Annotated in this window: 17 protein-coding genes and 1 tRNA gene; 10 read left to right on the top strand and 8 right to left on the bottom strand. The window is 63.3% G+C overall.

Annotated features, from left to right (window positions below):
• Window positions 1-85: 85 nt before the first annotated feature.
• The 5 genes from kduD to AC1D3C_RS20060 all read left to right on the top strand — a co-directional run bounded on the left by kduD (window position 86) and on the right by AC1D3C_RS20060 (window position 4,753).
• Window positions 86-844, top strand: coding sequence for a 2-dehydro-3-deoxy-D-gluconate 5-dehydrogenase KduD (gene kduD / locus AC1D3C_RS20080; RefSeq protein ID WP_477484086.1), 759 nt, complete (start codon window positions 86-88; stop codon window positions 842-844).
• Window positions 845-1,100: 256 nt separating this feature from the next.
• Complete coding sequence (gene exbB, locus AC1D3C_RS20075; RefSeq protein ID WP_477484085.1) at window positions 1,101-2,234, top strand: tonB-system energizer ExbB; 1,134 nt, start codon at window positions 1,101-1,103, stop codon at window positions 2,232-2,234.
• 6 nt (window positions 2,235-2,240) lie between these two features.
• Entirely contained in the window at window positions 2,241-2,738 is a 498-nt protein-coding gene (gene exbD / locus AC1D3C_RS20070) for a TonB system transport protein ExbD (protein WP_477484084.1), read from the top strand.
• Window positions 2,735-3,712 (top strand): cell envelope integrity protein TolA, encoded by a 978-nt coding sequence (gene tolA / locus AC1D3C_RS20065; RefSeq protein ID WP_477484083.1) that lies wholly within the window; start codon window positions 2,735-2,737, stop codon window positions 3,710-3,712. Before exbD ends, tolA begins: the two co-directional genes overlap by 4 nt.
• Before the next feature lie 51 nt (window positions 3,713-3,763).
• On the top strand, window positions 3,764-4,753 hold the full coding sequence (locus AC1D3C_RS20060) for an Ldh family oxidoreductase (protein WP_477484082.1): 990 nt from the start codon (window positions 3,764-3,766) through the stop codon (window positions 4,751-4,753).
• Here AC1D3C_RS20060 and AC1D3C_RS20055 read toward each other — a convergent pair.
• The 4 genes from AC1D3C_RS20055 to AC1D3C_RS20040 form a co-directional block, all read right to left on the bottom strand.
• On the bottom strand, window positions 4,750-6,045 hold the full coding sequence (locus AC1D3C_RS20055) for an FtsX-like permease family protein (protein WP_477484081.1): 1,296 nt from the start codon (window positions 6,043-6,045) through the stop codon (window positions 4,750-4,752). The two genes, AC1D3C_RS20060 and AC1D3C_RS20055, sit on opposite strands and share 4 nt — an antisense overlap.
• Window positions 6,042-6,731: an ABC transporter ATP-binding protein gene (locus tag AC1D3C_RS20050; protein WP_477484189.1), complete on the bottom strand. Its 690-nt coding sequence runs from the start codon at window positions 6,729-6,731 to the stop codon at window positions 6,042-6,044. The genes AC1D3C_RS20055 and AC1D3C_RS20050 overlap by 4 nt, the downstream gene beginning before the upstream one ends.
• Before the next feature lie 2 nt (window positions 6,732-6,733).
• A complete protein-coding gene (locus AC1D3C_RS20045) occupies window positions 6,734-7,201 on the bottom strand; it encodes a hypothetical protein (protein ID WP_477484080.1) in 468 nt (155 codons plus the stop codon).
• A gap of 81 nt (window positions 7,202-7,282) precedes the next feature.
• Complete coding sequence (locus tag AC1D3C_RS20040) at window positions 7,283-9,034, bottom strand: alkaline phosphatase (RefSeq protein WP_477484079.1); 1,752 nt, start codon at window positions 9,032-9,034, stop codon at window positions 7,283-7,285.
• 484 nt (window positions 9,035-9,518) lie between these two features.
• Between AC1D3C_RS20040 and AC1D3C_RS20035 the strand changes: the two genes are divergently transcribed.
• From AC1D3C_RS20035 to AC1D3C_RS20025, 3 genes are all read left to right on the top strand, one after another.
• On the top strand, window positions 9,519-10,142 hold the full coding sequence (locus AC1D3C_RS20035; protein ID WP_247038185.1) for a ribonuclease D: 624 nt from the start codon (window positions 9,519-9,521) through the stop codon (window positions 10,140-10,142).
• Between the two features lie 133 nt (window positions 10,143-10,275).
• A complete protein-coding gene (locus AC1D3C_RS20030) occupies window positions 10,276-11,322 on the top strand; it encodes a hypothetical protein (RefSeq protein WP_477484078.1) in 1,047 nt (348 codons plus the stop codon).
• Between the two features lie 142 nt (window positions 11,323-11,464).
• Complete coding sequence (locus AC1D3C_RS20025) at window positions 11,465-13,225, top strand: hypothetical protein (protein ID WP_477484077.1); 1,761 nt, start codon at window positions 11,465-11,467, stop codon at window positions 13,223-13,225.
• A gap of 77 nt (window positions 13,226-13,302) precedes the next feature.
• Here AC1D3C_RS20025 and rpsA read toward each other — a convergent pair whose 3' ends face one another.
• Window positions 13,303-15,009, bottom strand: a complete 1,707-nt coding sequence (gene rpsA / locus AC1D3C_RS20020; protein ID WP_038547850.1) for a 30S ribosomal protein S1 — start codon at window positions 15,007-15,009, stop codon at window positions 13,303-13,305.
• A gap of 139 nt (window positions 15,010-15,148) precedes the next feature.
• Window positions 15,149-15,808: a (d)CMP kinase gene (gene cmk / locus AC1D3C_RS20015; RefSeq protein WP_477484076.1), complete on the bottom strand. Its 660-nt coding sequence runs from the start codon at window positions 15,806-15,808 to the stop codon at window positions 15,149-15,151.
• Between the two features lie 355 nt (window positions 15,809-16,163).
• Here cmk and AC1D3C_RS20010 point away from each other — a divergent pair, with 355 nt between their 5' ends.
• Together AC1D3C_RS20010 and AC1D3C_RS20005 are read left to right on the top strand one after the other, a co-directional pair.
• Window positions 16,164-16,553: a TIGR02300 family protein gene (locus AC1D3C_RS20010; protein WP_037080075.1), complete on the top strand. Its 390-nt coding sequence runs from the start codon at window positions 16,164-16,166 to the stop codon at window positions 16,551-16,553.
• Between the two features lie 168 nt (window positions 16,554-16,721).
• Window positions 16,722-16,797: transfer RNA gene (locus tag AC1D3C_RS20005), tRNA-Ala, on the top strand.
• Window positions 16,798-16,865: 68 nt separating this feature from the next.
• Here the strand turns inward: AC1D3C_RS20005 and AC1D3C_RS20000 are convergent.
• Window positions 16,866-17,768, bottom strand: a complete 903-nt coding sequence (locus tag AC1D3C_RS20000; protein ID WP_477484075.1) for a DMT family transporter — start codon at window positions 17,766-17,768, stop codon at window positions 16,866-16,868.
• On the bottom strand, window positions 17,765-20,167 hold the full coding sequence (locus AC1D3C_RS19995; protein WP_477484074.1) for a PIG-L family deacetylase: 2,403 nt from the start codon (window positions 20,165-20,167) through the stop codon (window positions 17,765-17,767). Before AC1D3C_RS19995 ends, AC1D3C_RS20000 begins: the two co-directional genes overlap by 4 nt.
• Between the last annotated feature and the right edge of the window lie 8 nt (window positions 20,168-20,175).

The raw sequence follows: 20,175 nt of genomic DNA, 5'->3' as shown, positions 1-20,175 counted from the left end.
GCAAAAATTTTCAGCTTCAACCGGAGAGCTCGCGACGGTAAGCATCTACCCTATATCCGCATTTCCAGTTTCCGAGGAGGACAACATGCCGATTTCATTCGACCTGACGGGCAAGACGGCGATCGTTACCGGCGCCAATACGGGCCTTGGCCAGGCGATATCCGTGGCGCTGGCGCAGGCCGGCGCTGACGTGGCGCTGGTCGGACGCTCCTCCATGGCCGAGACGGAAGCCGCAGTCAGCGCGGCGGGTGGGCGCAGTCTGTCGATCCAGGCGGACCTTTCGACGCTCGAGCCGGTCGATCGGATCATTAGCGAAACGGTCGCATGGACGGGGCGGGCCGACATCCTCGTCAACAATGCCGGGATCATCCGCCGGGCCGACGCGATCGATTTCAGCGAGGCCGACTGGGATGCGGTGATGGACGTCAACCTGAAGACCGTGTTCTTCCTCTCCCAGGCGTTTGCACGCCGGCTGATCACCGAGGGCAAGGGCGGCAAGATCGTCAATATCGCCTCGCTGCTCTCCTTCCAGGGCGGCATCCGCATCCCTTCCTATACGGCCTCGAAGAGCGGCCTTGCCGGCCTGACCCGGTTGCTCGCCTGCGAATGGGCAGGCAAGGGCATCAACGTCAACGCCATTGCACCGGGTTATTTCTCGACCAACAATACCGAGGCACTGCGCAACGACCCGGATCGCAACGCGGCAATCCTCAGCCGTATTCCGGCCGGACACTGGGGCCAGCCGGAAGAACTCGGCGGGGCCGCCGTATTCCTCGCCTCGCCGGCCTCCGACTATATCCATGGCATCGTGCTGCCGGTCGACGGCGGCTGGCTGGCGCGGTAGGCGTCCGTCAGCCAATTTTCCGGCACAGGGAATGCCGATCCAGCGCAAATGGGGTAATGATCCCGTCCCGCATTAATGTGATCGGCATTCTCAAGATTTATTAGTTGCCATTTCTACTCATGTTTATTATCCGGTAGCTGCAACATCGCGAACCCGGCGGCAGTGGCCGGCGGCGTTCGGATGCCCGTTTCCGTCATCGTCGACCTGGCGCTCCGGCGCTGTCCGCGATGACGAACAGTCCGGAGTATCGCCTGCCATGACCGCTGCCCTGAAGCCCGCCTTTTCGATGCGCCAACCGATGAGGAGCCGGTTTCCGATGGCCCTCGCGGCACTGGCAATGACGGCTTCGACGGTGATGGCACAGACGCCTGCTCCGGATGCGTCAACGCAAGCGCCGCCGCCACCGCAGACGACCTCACCTTCTGGTGCCCACCCGACGCAGGCGGCTCCCGCTCCTGCCGTGCAGGCAGCGCCTACAACCTCCCGCACGGTGCCGAATGAGCCGGCAGCTTCCGCCCCGCAACCCGCCGTTCCGACGGGAGCACCGGCGAGCAATGCTGCCCAGCCAACGCCTGCCAGCCCGCAACAGACCCCGGCCCAGCCGCCGCCGGCGCGCCAGCCGATCGACATGCTCACCCAGTTCCTGGAGCCTGGACGGCGTTCGGACCTGCCGCACAACCTTTCGCCCTGGGGCATGTTCATGGCGGCCGATTGGGTCGTCAAAAGCGTGATGATCGGGCTCGCGTTCGCGTCGCTGATCACCTGGACCGTCTGGCTCGCGAAGACGCTGGAGCTTGCAGGCGCCCGCACTCGCGCGGCACGCACGCTGAAGGTCATCCGCACTTCCCGCACGCTTTCGGAGGCCGTCGGCGCCGCCGCCGGCCGCGGCGGTCCCGCGGCGCTGATGCTGCGGTCCGCGGCAGAAGAAATGCAGCTTTCAGAAGCGGCTCTCGACCATGCCCATGGTGACGGCGTGAAGGAGCGGGTTGGCTCGGCGCTTTCCCGCATCGAGGCCTATGCCGGCCGGCGCATGTCGCGCGGCACTGGCGTGCTCGCGACGATCGGCTCCACCGCCCCGTTCGTCGGCCTGTTCGGCACCGTCTGGGGCATCATGAACGCCTTCATCGGCATTTCGGAATCACAGACCACCAACCTCGCCGTCGTCGCGCCCGGCATTGCCGAAGCGCTGTTGGCGACCGCGATCGGCCTCGTCGCGGCCATTCCGGCGGTTGTCATCTACAACGTCTTCGCCCGCTCCATCACCGGTTACCGGCAGCTGCTGGCGGATGCCGCAGCGGGTGTGGAACGGCTGGTGAGCCGCGACCTCGATTTCCGCAAGGTTCCCCCGGGCGGCCGCAAGGCGCCGGTCTCGCTGGTGGCAGGAGGCTGATCGACCATGGCCGGCGGCATCCGCGAACAGCACGGCGACGAGCTTTCCGAAAACCACGAGATCAACGTGACGCCGTTCATCGACGTCATGCTGGTGCTGCTGATCATCTTCATGGTGGCGGCGCCGCTGGCGACCGTGGACATCAATGTCGATCTTCCCGCCTCGACCGCGAAGCCGGCTGAGCGGCCGGACGAGCCGCTCTACCTGACGGTCAAGGAAGATCTGAGCCTCAATATCGGCAACGACGCCGTGCAGCGCGAGCAGCTTGCCGCAACCCTCGACCGCGTCACGGAGGGCAAGAAGGACACCCGCGTGTTCCTGCGCGCGGACAAGGCGGTCGATTACGGCCAGTTCATGGAGGTCATGAACCTGTTGCGCGATTCCGGCTATCTCAAAATCGCGCTGGTTGGGCTTGAGACGCTGCCGGCACCGGCGGTGCCGGCGCCCGCTGGGAATGCTCCTGCGGCCGCACCCGCCGTTCCGGCAACGGGAGGCAATCCATGAGCCTCGTCATCTCGCAGACAAGTCCGGGCGGACGCGTCGGCGAACTGGCGCTATGGGGCGCTGCCGGACTGCTGATGCTGACAGTACATTTCAGCGCCGCGGCCTATCTGATGCGGGAACAACCGGATGTGCCCGCCGACAACGCACCGCCGGCGGCGATCATGATCGAGCTTGCGCCAGAGCCGGAAGCCGCCAACACCGAGGAAGAGCAGATCTCTCCTGACATGCAGGAGCAGGAACAGGTGATGAGCGAGCAGGCGGAGCCTGTCGAGGAACCGCAGCCGGAGCCCGTTGAGCAGCCGAGACCCGAACCGACGCCCGAGCCCGTTGCAGAACCTGTCGAGCAGCCGGTGGAACCACCGCTGCAGGAAGTCGCCGAGCCGGTCGAGCCTGAACCGGTGCAGCCGCCCGTGGTGGAACCCCCGCCGGAGCCGATCGAGGAGATCAAGCCGGTCGAGGAACAGATGACGGCGGCGCTCGAAAATGTCGAAGCGCCGCTGCCGTTAGTGCGGCCCCTGCCGCCGGTCGCGGAAAAGCCGCCGGAACAGCCGAAAAAGCCGGAGCCCAAAAAGGAACCGGTGAAGAAGGTCCAGAAACCGAAGCAACAGCAACAGCAGGCCCGGCCGGACATGGCCGAGGCAAAGATCCAGGCCAAGCAATCGGACCGCACGGCCGCCAGCCAAAATTCCACCAGCTTATTTTCGTCGTCGGTTTCGCCGCAGCAGTGGATGACGCGCGTGAGAACGAAGATTGCTCGCTACGCCCGCAAATGCCCCGGCAACGGAACCGGCATCGTTACGGTCCGCTTCAGCTTCGACGGCAGCGGCAACATCGGCAATGTCTCGGTCGCGGGGTCATCGGGCAACGCGTCTATCGACGACTATGTCGCTTCGGCTGTCCGACGCGCTTCGCCCATCCCTGCGCCGCCTTCCGGTGTTGCAAGTTCACTCAGCCAGCCGGTAAAGTGCGAATAACCGCCTGATTTTCTCGCGGCGTTCGTCCCCGAACCAATCTGGATCTCCAGCATGCACATCACTCTCTATGACGCCGAAACGCTCGTTCAGAGCGTATTCGAAGCCAACGGCGTTCTTGCCGATACCGCCCGCTCCGTCGCCCATGCGCTCGTGCATGCGGAAGCTGCCGGGCAGTACGGCCATGGCCTCCGCCGCGTTCCCGCCTATATCGGCCAGGCACGCTCCGGCAAGGTCGATGGCAAGGCGAGACCCGTCGCCACCCGGCCGCGTCCGGCGGTGCTTGTCGTCGATGCGGCATTCGGTTACGCCTATCCGGCCTTCGATATCGCAGTCGCCGAGCTTCCGAAAATCGCCCGGGAACAAGGCATCGCGCTCGGTGCCATCCATCGCTCTCACCATGCGGGCGTCATGGCGCTGACCGTGGAGCGGTTTGCCGAACAAGGCCTCGTGGCGCTGATGTTTGCCAATGCGCCGGCCTCGATGGCCGCCTGGGGCGGCAGGAAGCGGCTGTTCGGCACCAACCCGATCGCCTTTGCGACACCGGTTGCCGGCGAGGATCCGCTGGTCATCGATCTGGCGCTTTCGACCGTCGCGGCTGGCAAGATCATGGCCGCGCGCCAGAAGGGCGAGAGCATTCCGGAAGGCTGGGCCTTCGATGCCAACGGCAAGCCGACCACCGATCCGCACGCGGCCCACAAGGGTCTGATGGCGCCCTCGGGCGGCGCCAAGGGTGCGGCGCTGGCGCTGATGGTGGAGATCCTGTCGGCCGGCCTGACCGGATCGAACTTCTCCTACGAGGCAAGCTCGTTCATGGACGAGAAAGGTTCGCCGCCCTCGGTCGGTCAGACGCTTATTGTCATCGACCCTTCCGCAAGCACGGCCTCGGCTGCAGAGCGGATCGCCGAACTTGCCCTCGAGATGGCCTCCGAAGAGGGCGTTCGCCTGCCAGGGCGGCGCGGCCAGAACGCGCGCCGGAAGGCGATCGAGCAGGGGCTCGACGTCGACGACGAGGTGATTTCGACGATCAAGGCGCTGGTTTAGGCCCGCAGGGCTGCCGCCGGCGACTGGCGGTAGGCGAGAATGGCCGGCACGGCGGACAGAGCCGCCGATGCGGCGAGCAGGATCAGCGCCATGCGCAGGTCCTCGCCGACAAAGCCGACCGGCAGGATGATGCCACTCTTGACGGTGAAGGCGTTGGCGATCAGCCGGGCAGCGGCGAGGCCGGTCAGGAAGCCGAGACCGATGCCGAGCGCGACCAGCAGGAAGAGCTCGAACCAGACTATGGCGAAAACCGACAGCCGCGGCGCGCCAAAAGCCCGTAGCGCACCGATCTGGCGCCGCCGCTGGCCGATATGGGTGACGGTGACCAGGACCAAGGCTGCCGCCACCAGGCCCTGCGATCCGGCGGCCACGGCGCTCAGCACCATCTTGGCATCGCCGAGCGTCGCATAGAGGCTGGTGAGCACCTCGCCCGGGAAAACCGCGAGCGTATTGCCGTTGCGATATTCCTGGCGGAGCTTGTAGGCATCGGCAATCGTCTTGGGCTTTACGAGGACCGCCGGAAGGCCCTGCGCATCGGCTGTGAAATTTTCATCGATCACCGCATCCGCATCGATGGAACCGTGATGATCGTGATCCTCGTCAGCATGCTCATCCGTGGCGGCCGCAGCCTGCGTTACCTGTGCTGCTCTGTCTTCGTGGTGCTCTTCTTCCTCATGCTCATGATCGTGGCCGAGGCCATGGACGTGCCAGACCGCCTGGATCGGCACCAGAATGGCCCGATCCCAGGGCGTCCCCGTCGGCGGCAACTTGCCGGTGACGTGGTATACGACGCCCGTATGGGTCTCGCCGCCCATCGCCGCCGTGCCGTGCATGGGCTTGATTTCGGCCCCGACCGGCAGCTTCACTGCCGCCCCGACCACCGCCTCGCCCTCTTTCTCGAACATGCGGCCTGCGGCAAAGCCGGAAACGGTGCTGCCGATCAGCGCGCGGGTCGTCCCGACCAAAGGGTAGCCGGCAAAGGAATCGCCGAACCCGACCGGCGCCACCCAGGCGACACGCGGATCCTTCGAGAGTTTTGCCAGCACCTCGCCCGGCATCAGCGGCAGCGGCGCCGGCTGCAGGAAGATCGAAGAGAGCACGAGCTGGGTTTCGCTGCCGGCCGCGCCGATCACCAGGTCGAACTTGTCGGCGGCGCGGGCGCTGCCGAGCCGCAGGGCGCGTTCCTGCAGCGTAACGGTGACGCCGAGAGCGGTGGCGAGCGCAACCAGCAGCACAACGACCACAGCGCCAAGCCAGAGGCGGCGCAGATCGGCGGCGATGAAGCGGATCATGCCGCGACCTCTTCGCGAAAACTGTCGGAAACGATGCGGCCGGCGCTAAGCGTGATGCGGCGATCGAGCCGGTCGATCAGGCGCTGGTCATGGGAAACGACGATCAGAGTGCTTCCGGTTTCGCCGGACATGTCCAGAAGCAGCCGGCCGACCGTCTCGCCGGCCTCCACATCAAGGCTGGCGGTCGGTTCGTCGGCAACGATCACGCCCGGCTTGCGTAACACCGCGCGGGCGATCGCCACACGCTGCATCTCGCCGCGCGACATGGTCTCGATCTTCTGGCTCGGACGGGAAAGGCCTACGCTTTTGAGGAGGTCGTGTGCGCGGGCGATCAGCGCCGCATCGGCGACACGGGCCAGCCGCGCCGGCAGAAGCACGTTCTCGACCGCCGAGAGACCGGGAAAAAGATGGAAATCCTGCATCACGAGGCCGACATGTTCGGCCCGCCAGCGGTCGCGCGCGGTCTCGGAAAGCCGGGCGATATCCTCGCCGCTCCAGACGACCTTTCCGGAGGTGGGGCGCTCAAGCCCGGTGATCACATTGATGAAGGTGCTCTTGCCGGAACCGGAGCCGCCGGTGACGGCAACGCGCTCGCCGGCGGCGATCGTCAGAAAATCGACCTGCAAAACCGGGCTGTTCAGCCCGGGGAACGACATGGCCAGATTGTCTATGCGCAGGGAAAGCATGTTCACGCGCCCTGATATGCCGCGTCGCGGATCCTCAGGAGGCTGACAAATCCGGTATCTGGATCCCTCCAGGAGCCGACCTCAAGGGTGCCGCGCACCTCGATCGTTTCGTTCGCCTGGGTGAATGTCTGCTTGCGGTGGAGGTAGATGACGACGATATTGTCGGGCCAGTCCGCGTCGGAGGAGCAGAAGGGGCAAAGCGCCATCGGCACTTCGGTCAGCACGAAGAAAGCCGCTTCCGCCTTCAGCGGCGGCGCCATGAACCCGCGGATCGCCACCTCACGGCCCGCCAGCTTCTTCACCTTGTCGGAAAATTCCAGGCCGAGAACGCTGTACTTGCCATAGAGTTCGTTAAAACCGAGGTCATCGGCAGCGGCGGCGGAACGGGCTGCCGCAAGCAGCGGAGCTGCGGCGGTGGCCAGGCCGAGCACGGAGCGGCGGCTGAAACCCTTTGAAAAGAGCTTTTCCATGAAACCCTCCTGAAACGCTATTCCCGGCCGCGTCTCGGCCGGGAGCGTTGTTCTACCACGGGTGCGGCAGGCCGTCAGACCTTAGTTGGTCTGCTTGGTGCCGAGCGCGAAAGTATCGGCGAGCACCTTGTAGATGTCGCTTTCTTCCATATAGCCCTTGAAGCCTTCCGAACCGGGGCCGGACGACTGCAGGACGACGTCGTCGACGGAGTGAACGCCGCTGTCGCTGCTCTTCGGGAGATTGCCCTGAACGAAGACCGCGCCAGGCACGTTCTTGTATTGCTCGTTGGCGATGTATTCCTTCTTCTCGTTCTGGATCGCCGGAACGAACGGGCCATCCATTTTCGGGCGGAAGGTTTCGTAGTGGTCCGGGCCGTTGGTGGCGGCAAGGAAGAGCCGGCGCGAAACGTCGATCTTGTCCGGATAACCGTCGCCGTTTTCGTCCTTGTAGTTGGGGAAGCCGGCTTCGGCATAGGTGCCGACCTTTTCGCGCATCTCGGTGCCCGGCTTGTCGTCGTCAACCGTGCCGATGATCGAAACGCCATGGGTGTGGTCGCCGGTGACGACGATCAGCGTGTCGGGATGGGTCTTCTGGAATTCGCGGGCAACCGCGATCGCCTGGTCGAATTCGATGGTTTCGATGACGGCACGGTCCCAGTCGAGCGGATGGGACATCTTGTCGATCGAGGATCCTTCGACCATCAGGAAGAAACCATCCTGATCCTTAGAGAGACGATCGAGGGCTACCTTGGTCATGGCGACCAGACCCGGCTGGTTCGGATACTTCTCGACGGTGCCCTTCTTCAGGAACTCGCGGTCAAGCGTGACGTCCATGTTGCCAGGATGGAAGAGGCCGAGCAGCAACCCATTGGCGTTTGCGCCGGCTGCAAGTTCGTTCTTGTCGGTGGCCAGCGTGTAGCCGGCATCCTTGAAGAGCTTGACATAATCCTTGTCGTCCTTGCGCTTCGAGCCGGCAGTCGCCTGCGGCAGGAAATACGCAGAACCGCCGCCAAGCAGGACGTCCGGCTTGACGCCTAGCAGCATGCCGACGACATCGGCCTTGTCGTTGCGGTTACGGGTGTGGGAGACGACGGCGGCAGGCGTCGCGTCCTCGATTTCGGAGGTGGCGACGATACCGATCGACTTGCCGGTCTGGCGGCGAAGTGCTTCAGCAATCGTTTCGACCTTGGGGTCGTCCAGCGAGTCCGGCGTGCGGTCGGCATAAACGCCGATCGCGTTCACGGCGGTCTTGTGACCGGTCATGTAGGCCGACATCGTGTTGGCCGAGTCGGTGTCGACAGCGTTGGTCGCCGAGGTGCCGACGAAGGCCATATGGTCGAGGTCGTCCATGGCGAGACGGCCGTTGGCCTTGCCTTCGGTCATGCCCTTGGACATGATGCGGGCAGCTGTGCGATGCGCGACCGAAAGGCCATCGCCGAGCATGAAGATGATATTCTTGGCCTTCGGGGCAGAACCCGTGCCGTAGACATTCCAGGTGACGGTCTTCGTCTCGGAACCGGCCGAAATCTCGACCTTGTAATCGCCGGCGGTGGCGATGGTCAGGCCGCGCAGGATGACGGCAGAACCGAGGATCTTGTCCTTGTTCTTTTCTTCCGCGACGAACTGGACTTCCTTGCCGAGAACAGTCTTGTAATCCTGGCCGTTGACGGTGATCTTGACGTCTTCCGGCTTTACGACGGAGTTGAACTCGACCTTGAAATCGAAGGGGGAGCCGCTGAGGATCGTGGCGCGATCCAGCGGATAAACGGTGGCAGCCTGGGCGGCGCCGGCGAGCGCGGTCGAAACGACCAGAGCGGCAAAAATCTTGCGCATAGTAACCTCACGAAAAGTTCAAAGGGAAGGCGAGGTTTCGTATATCGGCGGTGCGTGACACCTACGTGACGCCAATCACAGATCGCGGCACCTCGGCTGTCGTAAGGCAAAAAGCAATGTTTTGAAGGAAATCCTGCTCCAAAAACGGAAAAAGCCTGGCGCGGGAGGAGGGTGCGCCAGGCTTTAAACTTGATCAACAACTGGGAGGAGGAGGATGTTGTCGATCCGTATCAGGCAACACTGGGAGGAGGAGTGCGTCGCCCGATGCCCAAAGATATAGGCTAATCGTTTAAGCAGGCCAAGCCACTTGGTTGCAATGCAGCAATGCATTAGCTGCAAGGCTGAGCTAATGCCCGCGCAGAATTCGGTCGCGTAATGAAACACATTTGACCGCTGGCGGTGCGGCCTTCCCAAGATCACCCATATCCCTGACGAAAAACGTGGTTTATAGCGAATCTTTGCAGACAGGCAGACGGAGACGGACATGGCAGAGATCAGGTATCATGAAGGCGATATTCCGGCAGTCGCTGCAGCCCGATATACCGGGGCGATCGCCATCGATACGGAAACGCTCGGCCTCGTGCCCCGTCGTGACCGGCTTTGCGTCGTGCAGCTTTCGCCGGGCGACGGTTCGGCAGACGTGATCCGCATCGCGGCCGGGCAGAACGAAGCTCCCAATCTCGTCGCCATGCTCGCCGATCCGTCGCGCCAGAAGATCTTCCATTACGGCCGCTTCGACATCGCCGTGCTCTTCCATACGTTCGGCGTGACCACGACGCCGGTGTTCTGCACCAAGATCGCCTCGCGGCTGACCCGCACCTACACGGACCGGCACGGGCTCAAGGACAATCTCAAGGAAATGCTCGACGTCGACGTTTCCAAGGCGCAGCAGCAATCCGACTGGGCAGCGGAGGTGCTTTCGCCGGCGCAACTCGAATATGCGGCCTCCGACGTGCTCCACCTGCATGCGCTGCGCGACAAGCTGACCTACCGCCTGGTGCGCGACAAGCGCGCCGAACTGGCCCAGGCCTGTTTCGAATTCCTGCCGACGCGGGCGAAGCTGGACCTGCTGGGCTGGGAAGAAGCCGATATCTTCGCCCATAGCTGATAGGCAACGAAGCCGCGGCCGCTTAAATAGATAAAGGGTGACATAGGTTCTAGCCACCCGGTAACGTCTCGTTAACCCTTCAAATCTAGTTTTGCTTGGCGGTGCACCTTTCGACGAGACCGGATTTCGGGCCATGTTGCTTCCTACCCAGCAGACTTATGGGCTTGCCGCGACCAACATGATGCAGTCGATGCTCGACAGCATCGAGGAACAGCGCAAGAAAGACGAAGAGCAGCGGACCGGCAAGAAGAGCGATCCGGTTGTCGAAGCACGGATCAGCGCCAGCGAAGACGCCCGGCGCGCCCGCGACAAGATCGCCTCCGCCCTTTTCAGCGTCAACAAAACCGATCCCAACGAATTGAAGATCGAGCTCGTCGACCGTCTGGCGACCAAGCTCGGCATCGATACCGACGAGGCGCGCTCCTCCTACAAGCTCGGGAAAGCGCTGGAAGATGCGCTGAAGGAGATGATGCCGGACGAGGTCGGCAAACTCGCCGAAGACCTCGGCCTCGACGACATCGGCGTCTCCATGGACACGCTGCTGGCGGCGATCAAGAACCCTTATGGCGACGACAACCAGCGCTTGATGGACGGCCTCAACCGCAAGGCCAATGGCGGCAAGCTCGACACGGAAGTCGAGCGCGTCGTGCAGCGGCTCGAAGACGTCGCCGATCCGAAGACGCTCGAAGAACTGAAGCTCGGTCCGCAGGGCTACGATCCGACCCGTGTCGAAGATGCCGAGACGCGCGCCGAGCGCCAGGACGACATCGCGGCGGCGGAGGTCGGCAAGAAGCTCGAGGACGTTCAGAAGGTTCAGGACGTCATCGAGAAGACGAATGACAAGGCGACAGCCGCGCCGGCTGCCGATGGCACCGGCGATACGCCGGCCATCGGCGACACCGCACTGTTGGCCCTCTTCGCCGCGGCGGCCGAACAGGTCGCCAATACCAATACGGACGATGTGGCCGACAGCCTCGTTTCCGACGATCAATCCGCCAAGGGCGACTCCGTTACCGATGAAGCCCTGGCAGACAATGAAGCGCCGACCAATGAAATGGCGGCGAATGCAATCGAGGAGCTTGCCACCGACAGCGCCGAAAAATCCCAGGCCGACATCTTTTCGGTGCGGCTGGACGAAATCGGCATTTATGAATTGCTGAAGAAGAAGTTGGCTGCTTGATCCGGTAATAACCCCCAATCTCCCCCTCATCTGCATCGCAATGGATCATTTTCGCTGACCTTTCAGCGAAGACTGGATCGCGTTAGCGAGTTGTTAACCTTTTTGCCCCACAGTCATCCTGTGTATCGGCACTGGCGACGCCATGAGGCGTTCCGGTCGCAACGCCGTATCGTTGCGAAAAGACAAGAACCCTTCGGCCGAGCTGTCCTATCGTCTCTATCAGACATTGGAGCGGACGATGCTGCCGCCGGTTCGTACCAGTTCATTCGTCGACTACCAGACACCTTCGCAGCAACCGATGCTGCGTCAGCGGATCGACGTGGCCAATGCCGCGGCGAACAGCGGGTTGATCGGTTCTTCGCCGATGTCGGCGGGGCGGCTGGATATCCTTTCGCTCTCGGCACAGCTTCAGCTCGCGCAGGGATTTTCCATCTTCGCCGAGACCATCGGCCGGCTGATCAAGGTGCCGCGCCGCGAAGGCGAAGCGTTGGCGGATTATGCCCAGCGCCTCTCAGACGCGGTCAAGGCGATGAACCCAGCCGAGAAGGCTGCCCTCGAACGGACGCTCAACCAGCTCGTCAAGGGCATCTCGCTGCGCCTGCTCGTCGAAATCCTCAACAATCCCACAAGTCCGGAAGCCGCCCGCATCGCCATACAGCTGGAGACCGCGCAGCTGCTCGACCGCGATCTCGCCGCCAAGGCTGTCGTCAGCTCCTATCGGCAGAATGCCGGAGCGGAACAGGCGCCGAGCCCGTTGCCACAGCCAGCGAATGCCGCGCCATCCGGAGCGCCTTCAGAAACCGTGCCCGCGGCGGCGGCTGAGGCGGAGGCCATGCTGACCGGCGACGAAGCCGCGCTCGGCGGAGCTTCGCCACAGACGATTGCCGCAGAAGCAGCTACGCAGGATGCAGAAGCAGCGCCCGTTGCGGCGACAATTTCCGGCGCCGCTCAGGATCCGGCCATGCTTTCCGCCGAGATCGACGCATTGCCGAGCCCCATCGACGAGAATGCCTCGCCGGTAAGTGCCGAGACAGATCCGGACGCCGCACCTGTCTCGGCATCCGCGCAGGAAGCGGCCGAAGTCGCCGAGAGCGAAACCCCGGAGCTTGCTGCCGTGCGGGCCGAAGATGCGCCGGAGAGCACATCTGCGGCGCGTGCCAACGAAGGTCGGCAGATCGCGAGTGCCGTTCCAGGCGATCGGCGCGGCTCTCAACCCGTCTTTTATGATGGGCCGGCGCTGGCCCGGCTTTCCCAGCGCGGTCTAGAACAGCAAGGCGGCGCGCGTGCGCTCAATACGGAGAAGATGGCGAACGGCGCGACGACCATATGGCTTGCGGACGTGCTTGCCGACGCCACCAGCGACCTTCTCGACAGCCTGCCGGTTGCGGCTAAACAATTGCCGGAACAACAGGCGCTGCAGCAGTTGACCGACAGGGAGCTTATCGGGAAATCGGCCCTGCAGGCGGGCGAGGCAGCGGGCGCCGCCATGGCAAAGCCTGCGCGGCCGGCCACCGACGAACCGTCAAGCACAGGTTCAACGGGCCGCACCGGCGGTACTTCTGCGAACGCGAACGGTCCGTCCACGGGTGCGACGGAAGTCGCCGAACAGCTCGCTCTTCCGATCGCCCTGCCGCCGATGTTTCGCGAAGGCGTCGCCCTGCCCTATGTCGCCTATCCGCCGGAAGAACGCGAGCGGGACCCCGAGGAGCGCAAGACGAAGGCGATCTCAAAGACCGACGAGGACGGCGAACAGCAGCATTCCGCCGGCGAGCAGGCGTTCAGCGAAGAACGTCCGGATGATGATCACGCCCAGGAGCACCCCGGCGACGATGCTTCGAAGGAAGCCACCGACGATGCGGACCGGGCAAACGACCTCTATTGGCGCATGGCCGGCTGGACCTGATTTCGACCCGCAAAAACTGCGCATGAAAAAACCGCCGGACTTGCATCCGGCGGTTTTCGATTTCTAAAAGGCGTCGATTACTCGTTGTTGCCGCGGTTCTTCAGAGCCGCGCCGAGGATGTCGCCGAGCGAAGCGCCAGAGTCGGACGAACCGAACTGAGCGACGGCTTCCTTCTCTTCTGCGATCTCCAGAGCCTTGATCGACAGCATGACCTTGCGGTCCTTCTTGGAGAAGTTGACGATGCGGGCATCGAAGACCTGACCAACCGAGAAACGCTCCGGACGCTGATCGTCGCGATCGCGTGCCAGGTCGTTGCGGCGGATGAAGGAGGTGATGTCTTCGTGGTTGACGAGACGAACCTCTACACCACCATCGTTGACGGCGATGACTTCGCACGAAACGACGGCATTCTTGCGCAGGTCACCGGAAGCGGCGGCTTCACCGACCGAGTCCTTGCCGAGCTGCTTGATGCCGAGCGAGATGCGCTCCTTGTCGACGTCCACATCGAGAACGACGGCCTTGACGACGTCGCCCTTGTTGAACTCCTCGATGACCTGTTCGCCCGGACGGTTCCAGTCGAGGTCGGAGAGGTGGACCATGCCGTCGACATCGCCTTCGAGGCCGATGAACAGGCCGAATTCGGTCTTGTTCTTGACTTCGCCTTCGACTTCAGTGCCGGCCGGATGGCTGTAGGCAAATGCCTGCCACGGATTTTCGAGCGTCTGCTTCAGGCCAAGCGAGATACGGCGCTTGGACGGATCGACTTCGAGAACGACCACGTCAACATCCTGCGTCGTGGACAGAATCTTGCCGGGATGAACGTTCTTCTTGGTCCAGGACATTTCAGAAATGTGGATGAGGCCTTCGATGCCCGGCTCCAGCTCGACGAATGCACCGTAGTCGGTGATGTTCGTGACGGTACCGGAAATCTTCTTGCCGACCGGATACTTGGCGGCAATGCCATCCCACGGATCCGACTCGAGCTGCTTCATGCCGAGCGAGATGCGGTGGGTTTCCTGGTTGATGCGGATGATCTGTACCTTGACCTGCTGGCCGATGGACAGGATTTCCGACGGATGGTTCACACGGCGCCATGCCATGTCGGTGACGTGCAGCAGGCCGTCGATGCCGCCGAGGTCAACGAACGCACCGTAATCGGTGATGTTCTTGACGACGCCGTCGACAACCTGGCCTTCTTCGAGGTTCTGAACGATTTCAGAACGCTGCTCGGCGCGGGACTCTTCGAGAACCGTGCGGCGCGAAACCACGATGTTGCCGCGGCGCTTGTCCATCTTGAGGATTTCGAAGGGCTGCGGGTTGTGCATGAGCGGAGTGACGTCGCGGATCGGACGGATGTCGACCTGGCTACGCGGCAGGAAGGCAACAGCGCCGTCGAGATCGACGGTGAAGCCACCCTTGACCTGGTTGAAGATGACGCCTTCGACGCGCTCGCCAGCTTCGAACTTGAGTTCGAGCTTGACCCAGCTTTCTTCGCGGCGAGCCTTCTCGCGCGACAGAACTGCTTCGCCCAGCGCGTTTTCGATGCGCTCGACATACACTTCGACCTCGTCGCCGACCTTCAGCGAACCGTCCTTGCCCTTGGCACCGAATTCCTTGAGCGCGATGCGACCTTCGACCTTGAGGCCGACGTCAACGACGGCCATGTCCTTTTCGATCCCGGTGACGATGCCCTTTGTGACATAGCCTTCCGCCAGATCGTTGGAAGCGAAGGATTCTTCGAGAAGGGCTGCGAAGTCCTCCCGCGTGGGGTTAGATACTGCCATGAAATCTCCTGAGGTACCCGATACGGGCCCATACAGCGCCGGTGGTTCGTGTTGCACATGCCCAAAGGTCAGGTCCGCCTCCCTCATCGGCGTTATCCGGGGGAGGCAATCCGGCGCGGGGACCGAACCTCGGGCTATTCTATTTCGATTGTCTCTGCAGGGCGGCGTCGATGATGGTCTTCGCTGCCCGAAACGCGGCCTCTATACTCATTTCCGAGGTATCAAGCAAGTGCGCATCGTCGGCGGGCTTCAGGGGGCTGTCGGCCCGGCCCATGTCACGCTCGTCGCGTTTCTTCACGTCGGCGAAGATGCCCTCGTAATCCGCCTCGCCGCCCTTGCCGACGATCTCGTCGTAACGGCGCCTTGCCCTCACATCCGCGGATGCAGTCACATAGAGCTTCACCGGCGCATCGGGACAGACGACAGTACCGATATCCCGGCCGTCGAGCACCGTTCCCGGCTGCCTCAGGGAAAAGGCACGCTGTGCCTCCACCAGAGCCCGGCGGACGGACGGCATGATCGCGATCTTCGAGGCCGCCTCGCCTATCGCGTGGGTGGACAATATATCGCGATCGAGCCCTGCGAGTTCAACCTCACGGGCCATCTTCCCGGCGACCTTCTCGTCGTCGAGCGGCAGGCCTGCATCGAGCAGCGCCTTGGCGGTGGCGCGATAGGTCAGCCCGGTGTCGAGATGATGAAAACCATAGGCGTCGGCGATCAGCCGCGACAGCGTGCCCTTGCCGGCGGCTGCGGGACCGTCGATGGCGATGACGATTGCTGGCTTGGACGTCAAACTCATGCTTCCCGAATCGCCCCGGGTGTGACCCGCAGACCGATCGGATAGGTCCCGATCAGCGCATGCTGAGTTCCGAGATCCTTTTCGCGAAAATGCGGCGGCTGGCACATGTTTTTCAACCTCTTGTCGCTTCCGCCCGGAGAGACGGCAGGCCGGCCCTTTGCGGTAAAATTTTCCCGTCGTCACTAACATAAAGCCTGCCACCGGTCACCGTATTCGCTCTTATGAGGTCCATGAAAAGTTTGTCTTTGACATCAAAGAGCGCAGGCCTTATGGGGACCGGCTTAGATTTTCACCCTATAAGGCCGCTGTCCAAGCGGCGCGCCGAAATATTCGGCCATCTCATGAGGCTCTGACTGTGGCAAAAGCGGAACTCGGAACCAAGCGGACCGACCCCGATACCGGCAAGAAATTCTACGACCTGAACCGCGATCCGGTCGTTTCCCCCTATTCCGGCAAATCCTGGCCGCTGTCCTTCTTCGAGGAGCACAGCGCCGCCAAGAAGATGGAACAGGCCGAGGAAGAAGACGTCCAGGAAGTCGATACCGAAAATCCGGAAGTCGAACTCGTCTCGCTCGAAGAGGGCGACGAGGCCGCCAGCGGCGACGATATCCCGGATATCGGCGATGACGACGATGTCGATATCGGCGATGACGACGACGATACCTTCCTGGAAGCCGACGAAGATGAAGATGATGACGACATGTCGGGCATCATCGGCGTGACCGGCGACGACGACGAAGTCTGATCCGATATCGAAGTTAAGGCCCGGCAATTCAATAAAAATTGCCGGGCGCACAAAATACGGCTTGCACTCTCCGTAAACCGGAAGTAATAAGCCGCCACTCCAACGGGGCAGCCCTTACAGGCGCCCGGCGGAGTTTCCCAGGACCGGAAAATACCGGACCACCCTGATGGGGCTATAGCTCAGCTGGGAGAGCGCTTGCATGGCATGCAAGAGGTCAGCGGTTCGATCCCGCTTAGCTCCACCAATTTTTTTCCGAGACATATAGAGATCGACCGGCCAGAACGCCTGCTCGGCATTTGCGCTATATCGCCATCAAAGTCGGGCGCGGCGGCGGCGGCGGTCGAGCCAGGCGGCGCCTTGCAGTGCGGCCAGGATGATCAGCACGCCGATCACCACCCTCACCTCAGGCACCTCGCCAAAGAAGACGTAGCCGGTGATGGTGACGAAGACGATCGAGAGGTAACCGACGGGCGCGAGCACGCTGGCATCGGCGATCCGATAGGCGCGCAGGAAACAATATTGTCCGAACTGGGCGAGGAAGCCGATGCCGAGCAGCGGGATCCAGTCGAAGGGCATGACCGGTTTCCAGGTGAAGACGGCGGGCACGGCGGTGATGATGGCGAGGCCGACCGTATAGAAGACCATCATCACGGTGGTGTTCTCGTCCTTCAGCGCCCGGGTCTGGATGATCGCCAGCGACCCGAAGACGACCGAAACCAGCACAACGATCACCTCGATATCGAAGCTCGACGTGCCGGGCGCCATGACGATCAGTACGCCGATGAAGGCGAGGCCGGCGCCGAGCCAGCGGATGCGGCTCACCGTCTCGCCGAGCATGGCGACCGCCATGGCCATGGTGATCAGCGGCCGGGAGAAGCCGACCGCATTGACCATGGCGAGCGGCAGCATGGTGATGGCGAGGAAATTGCTGGTCAGCGCCACCGCATTGCAGGAGATGCGAAAGATATTCCGCCACGGATGTTTGACCCTGCGCATCTCGGCGCGATGCCGCCAGATCAGCGGCAGGATGAACAGGAGCCCGATCATCGCCCGGATGAAGACGAGCTGGAAGGCCGGATAGGTCGCTCCTTGCGCCTTCACCAGCGCCGTCATGCCGCCGGAGACCAGCGTCATGTCGAGAAGCAGCCAGCCGATGCCTATGCGCGCGTTCGAAGCCCGCTCTCGATCCGTTTCGGGGACTGCCTCGGTGCTCACGCCGGCTGTACGAGGTTCGCCATCAGCCGGAAGGCGCCGGGAACGAGCTTGTCGAGCTGGTGGTGCAGCACGAGGCTGGTATGGGTGTGGCGGCCGCGGCCGATGGCAGCGGAGATCAGCGCGCCCTTGAGCGGCTGTTCGTTGGCATCGTGCATGGCCAGAAGCGGCTCATAGGCGTCATCCCAGCGGGAGACGAAATAGAGGCCGCGCTCCTTGTCCCATCCCTGCCAGTCTTCGGGGCCGGTGACGTTCGGCCCTTTAAGCAGCATATGGTCTGGCGCCAGCACGGTGACTTCGGCCTTCGGATCGGTCACGCGCCAGCGCAGCGACGGCGAGCCGATCTCGATGCGGCGAACCGGGGTCTCGTTCGGGTCCCAACCATCCGTCGGGCGGTGGTACAGGGTCACGAGGTGGCCGCCCTCTTCGACGAAGCGGTGCAGGCGCTCGGTCGCAGCGGCAAGATCCCTGCGGATGCCGAAGGCGAAGATGCCGACGACGATGGTGGTGAAGCGTGACAGATCACCGGATAGCGCCTGGGCGTCGAGTTCGGTGACGTCGAGGCCCATGCGGGCGAGCCACAGGCCGACGCGGTCGGCACCGGCGCCGACGTAACCGATCCGCGCGCCCTCGGGCAGCTTGAGGTCAACCGACAGGATTTTCAGCGTGGCGGGGGCGCGAAAACTGGTGCGGCCGATATGCCGGTAGGCGATCGGCGTGACCTGGAAGGCCGGGTGGCCATCGATCTGCGGTTCGATCTCGACGAGGCCGGGCTTGGCCGCATCGGTCGGAGAGGCAATCCAGCCGTCGTCGGTCTTCTTCATTACCCAGCCTGGAGGCGTCTTGAAGGAGACCGGTGCGTTGGCGCCGGCAACATTGGCCTTGATCGGCCATTCGGTCTGCTTTGTGCCGAGCGGCACGAGCAACGCATCCGGCAGCAGGGTCAACGACTGGGCGGGCGTCACCGCAAAGGGCTCTTCGAGATCGAAAGCGGCGGTGGCAATCCGCCCGCCGATCTCGGCCGAGACCTCCATATGCGCATGGCCGTTGCCGCCGAGCGCCGACCATGCAGGCAGATAGAGGCTCGAGAGCGGTGCATCCGCTGCCGCGGTCAACGACAGCACGCGGTCGCCCGCAAGCGACTGAACGGAAGACGAGACGCCCGCCGGCAGGACGGAGCGGATACCCACCCAATGATCCGACGCGCCTTCCCCGAGCTCCACGGTGAGGGTGGCGGAACCTCCGGGTGAGATGACCGAGGGATCGGCATAGGCGCGTTCGAAGATCGCAGCCGCCTCGATGATCGCGGCATCGACTTCCCGCTGCTTGCGGGCGATCCGATGACCATGCAGTTCCTGGAAACGCGGGGTCGCGGTGGTCGCAACCGTATCCAGCCATCCGGCGACTTCGGTCAGCGCCTCGATGATCGCATCGCGGTCCGGGAAGGCTGCGATGGCCACGGAAATGGCGGCGTCAGCGGACCGCAGAGCTTCCGCGATATTGGCGGTCAGGTCAGGCATATCCGCAAGCAGCGCGAGCGATGCGGGCAGATTTTCCAGAACGGATCGCTCGGCATGCGAGCCGGTGGCGGAGAGCTTCAGGTGCAGCTGCCAATCCTTCTCCGGACGTTTCGGCCAGTGACCCATGCCTTGGGAGGCGTGATAATAACGCGACCATTCGCCGATCCGGTCATAGTCCGCGCCGGTGGCGGGATCGCGCGCCTCGGCCACGACCGTTACCGTCGTATCCGGAGGCGGCACTTCGTCGTCATAGGTATCGCCGCCACCCGACCAGGCCGGCAGGTAATATTTGGCGACCTTCCAGGGCTTCAGGCCCTCGGCGAAATGTTCGGGGTAGGCATTGGGGTCGGCGGCGAGTGTAATCGCGGTCTCCGCGGCCCGGGTCATGGCCCGGTGATGACCATGCTGTCCGGGCACGTCGAGGAAGGTCGGGATCACGATATCGGGCCGTTCCATGCGATAGGCGCGCACCAGGCGCTCGACCGTGCGGGCCTCGCCCCAGCGGGTGAAGGTGGCGTCGCCATCCTTGGAGAAGCCGAAATCGTGCACCGGATCGGTGGGGCCGTGGCCGAGCCAGGAGACGTCGCCGTCGATCGCGCGGGCCGCCTCTTCCAGTTCGCGGGAACGGATCACCCCGAGCGGGCCGAGACGTTCGGGGCCGAGCGCGTTCTGGCCGCCCTCGCCGCGTGTCGAGCAGGCGATGATGACACGCATGCCGAGGCCAAGGCGGAACCAGGCGAGCATGCCGTTCTGCTCGTCGTCGGGATGGGCGCCGGTGTTCATCATCGTGACCGTCGACTTCAGCCGCGAAAGCTTGCGATGGAGCCGGACGAGCGAGGGATCGGCCATCTGCCGTTCGATGCGTTCACGGGCGGTCAGCATGAAAACTC

It is taken from the genome of Neorhizobium sp. P1_A6 (assembly GCF_056406795.1).
Note: the sequence above shows the minus strand (reverse complement) of the source record. Positions and strands in the feature narration are given on the sequence as shown.

Bases quoted from the DNA above. Each gene is read 5' to 3' on its own strand.
- kduD (WP_477484086.1), top strand. From the start codon at position 86: ATGCCGATTTCATTCGACCTGACGGGCAAGACGGCGATCGTTACCGGC.
- exbB (WP_477484085.1), top strand. From the start codon at position 1,101: ATGACCGCTGCCCTGAAGCCCGCCTTTTCGATGCGCCAACCGATGAGG.
- exbD (WP_477484084.1), top strand. From the start codon at position 2,241: ATGGCCGGCGGCATCCGCGAACAGCACGGCGACGAGCTTTCCGAAAAC.
- tolA (WP_477484083.1), top strand. From the start codon at position 2,735: ATGAGCCTCGTCATCTCGCAGACAAGTCCGGGCGGACGCGTCGGCGAA.
- AC1D3C_RS20060 (WP_477484082.1), top strand. From the start codon at position 3,764: ATGCACATCACTCTCTATGACGCCGAAACGCTCGTTCAGAGCGTATTC.
- AC1D3C_RS20055 (WP_477484081.1), bottom strand. From the start codon at position 6,045: ATGATCCGCTTCATCGCCGCCGATCTGCGCCGCCTCTGGCTTGGCGCT.
- AC1D3C_RS20050 (WP_477484189.1), bottom strand. From the start codon at position 6,731: ATGCTTTCCCTGCGCATAGACAATCTGGCCATGTCGTTCCCCGGGCTG.
- AC1D3C_RS20045 (WP_477484080.1), bottom strand. From the start codon at position 7,201: ATGGAAAAGCTCTTTTCAAAGGGTTTCAGCCGCCGCTCCGTGCTCGGC.
- AC1D3C_RS20040 (WP_477484079.1), bottom strand. From the start codon at position 9,034: ATGCGCAAGATTTTTGCCGCTCTGGTCGTTTCGACCGCGCTCGCCGGC.
- AC1D3C_RS20035 (WP_247038185.1), top strand. From the start codon at position 9,519: ATGGCAGAGATCAGGTATCATGAAGGCGATATTCCGGCAGTCGCTGCA.
- AC1D3C_RS20030 (WP_477484078.1), top strand. From the start codon at position 10,276: ATGTTGCTTCCTACCCAGCAGACTTATGGGCTTGCCGCGACCAACATG.
- AC1D3C_RS20025 (WP_477484077.1), top strand. From the start codon at position 11,465: ATGAGGCGTTCCGGTCGCAACGCCGTATCGTTGCGAAAAGACAAGAAC.
- rpsA (WP_038547850.1), bottom strand. From the start codon at position 15,009: ATGGCAGTATCTAACCCCACGCGGGAGGACTTCGCAGCCCTTCTCGAA.
- cmk (WP_477484076.1), bottom strand. From the start codon at position 15,808: ATGAGTTTGACGTCCAAGCCAGCAATCGTCATCGCCATCGACGGTCCC.
- AC1D3C_RS19995 (WP_477484074.1), bottom strand. From the start codon at position 20,167: ATGCTGACCGCCCGTGAACGCATCGAACGGCAGATGGCCGATCCCTCG.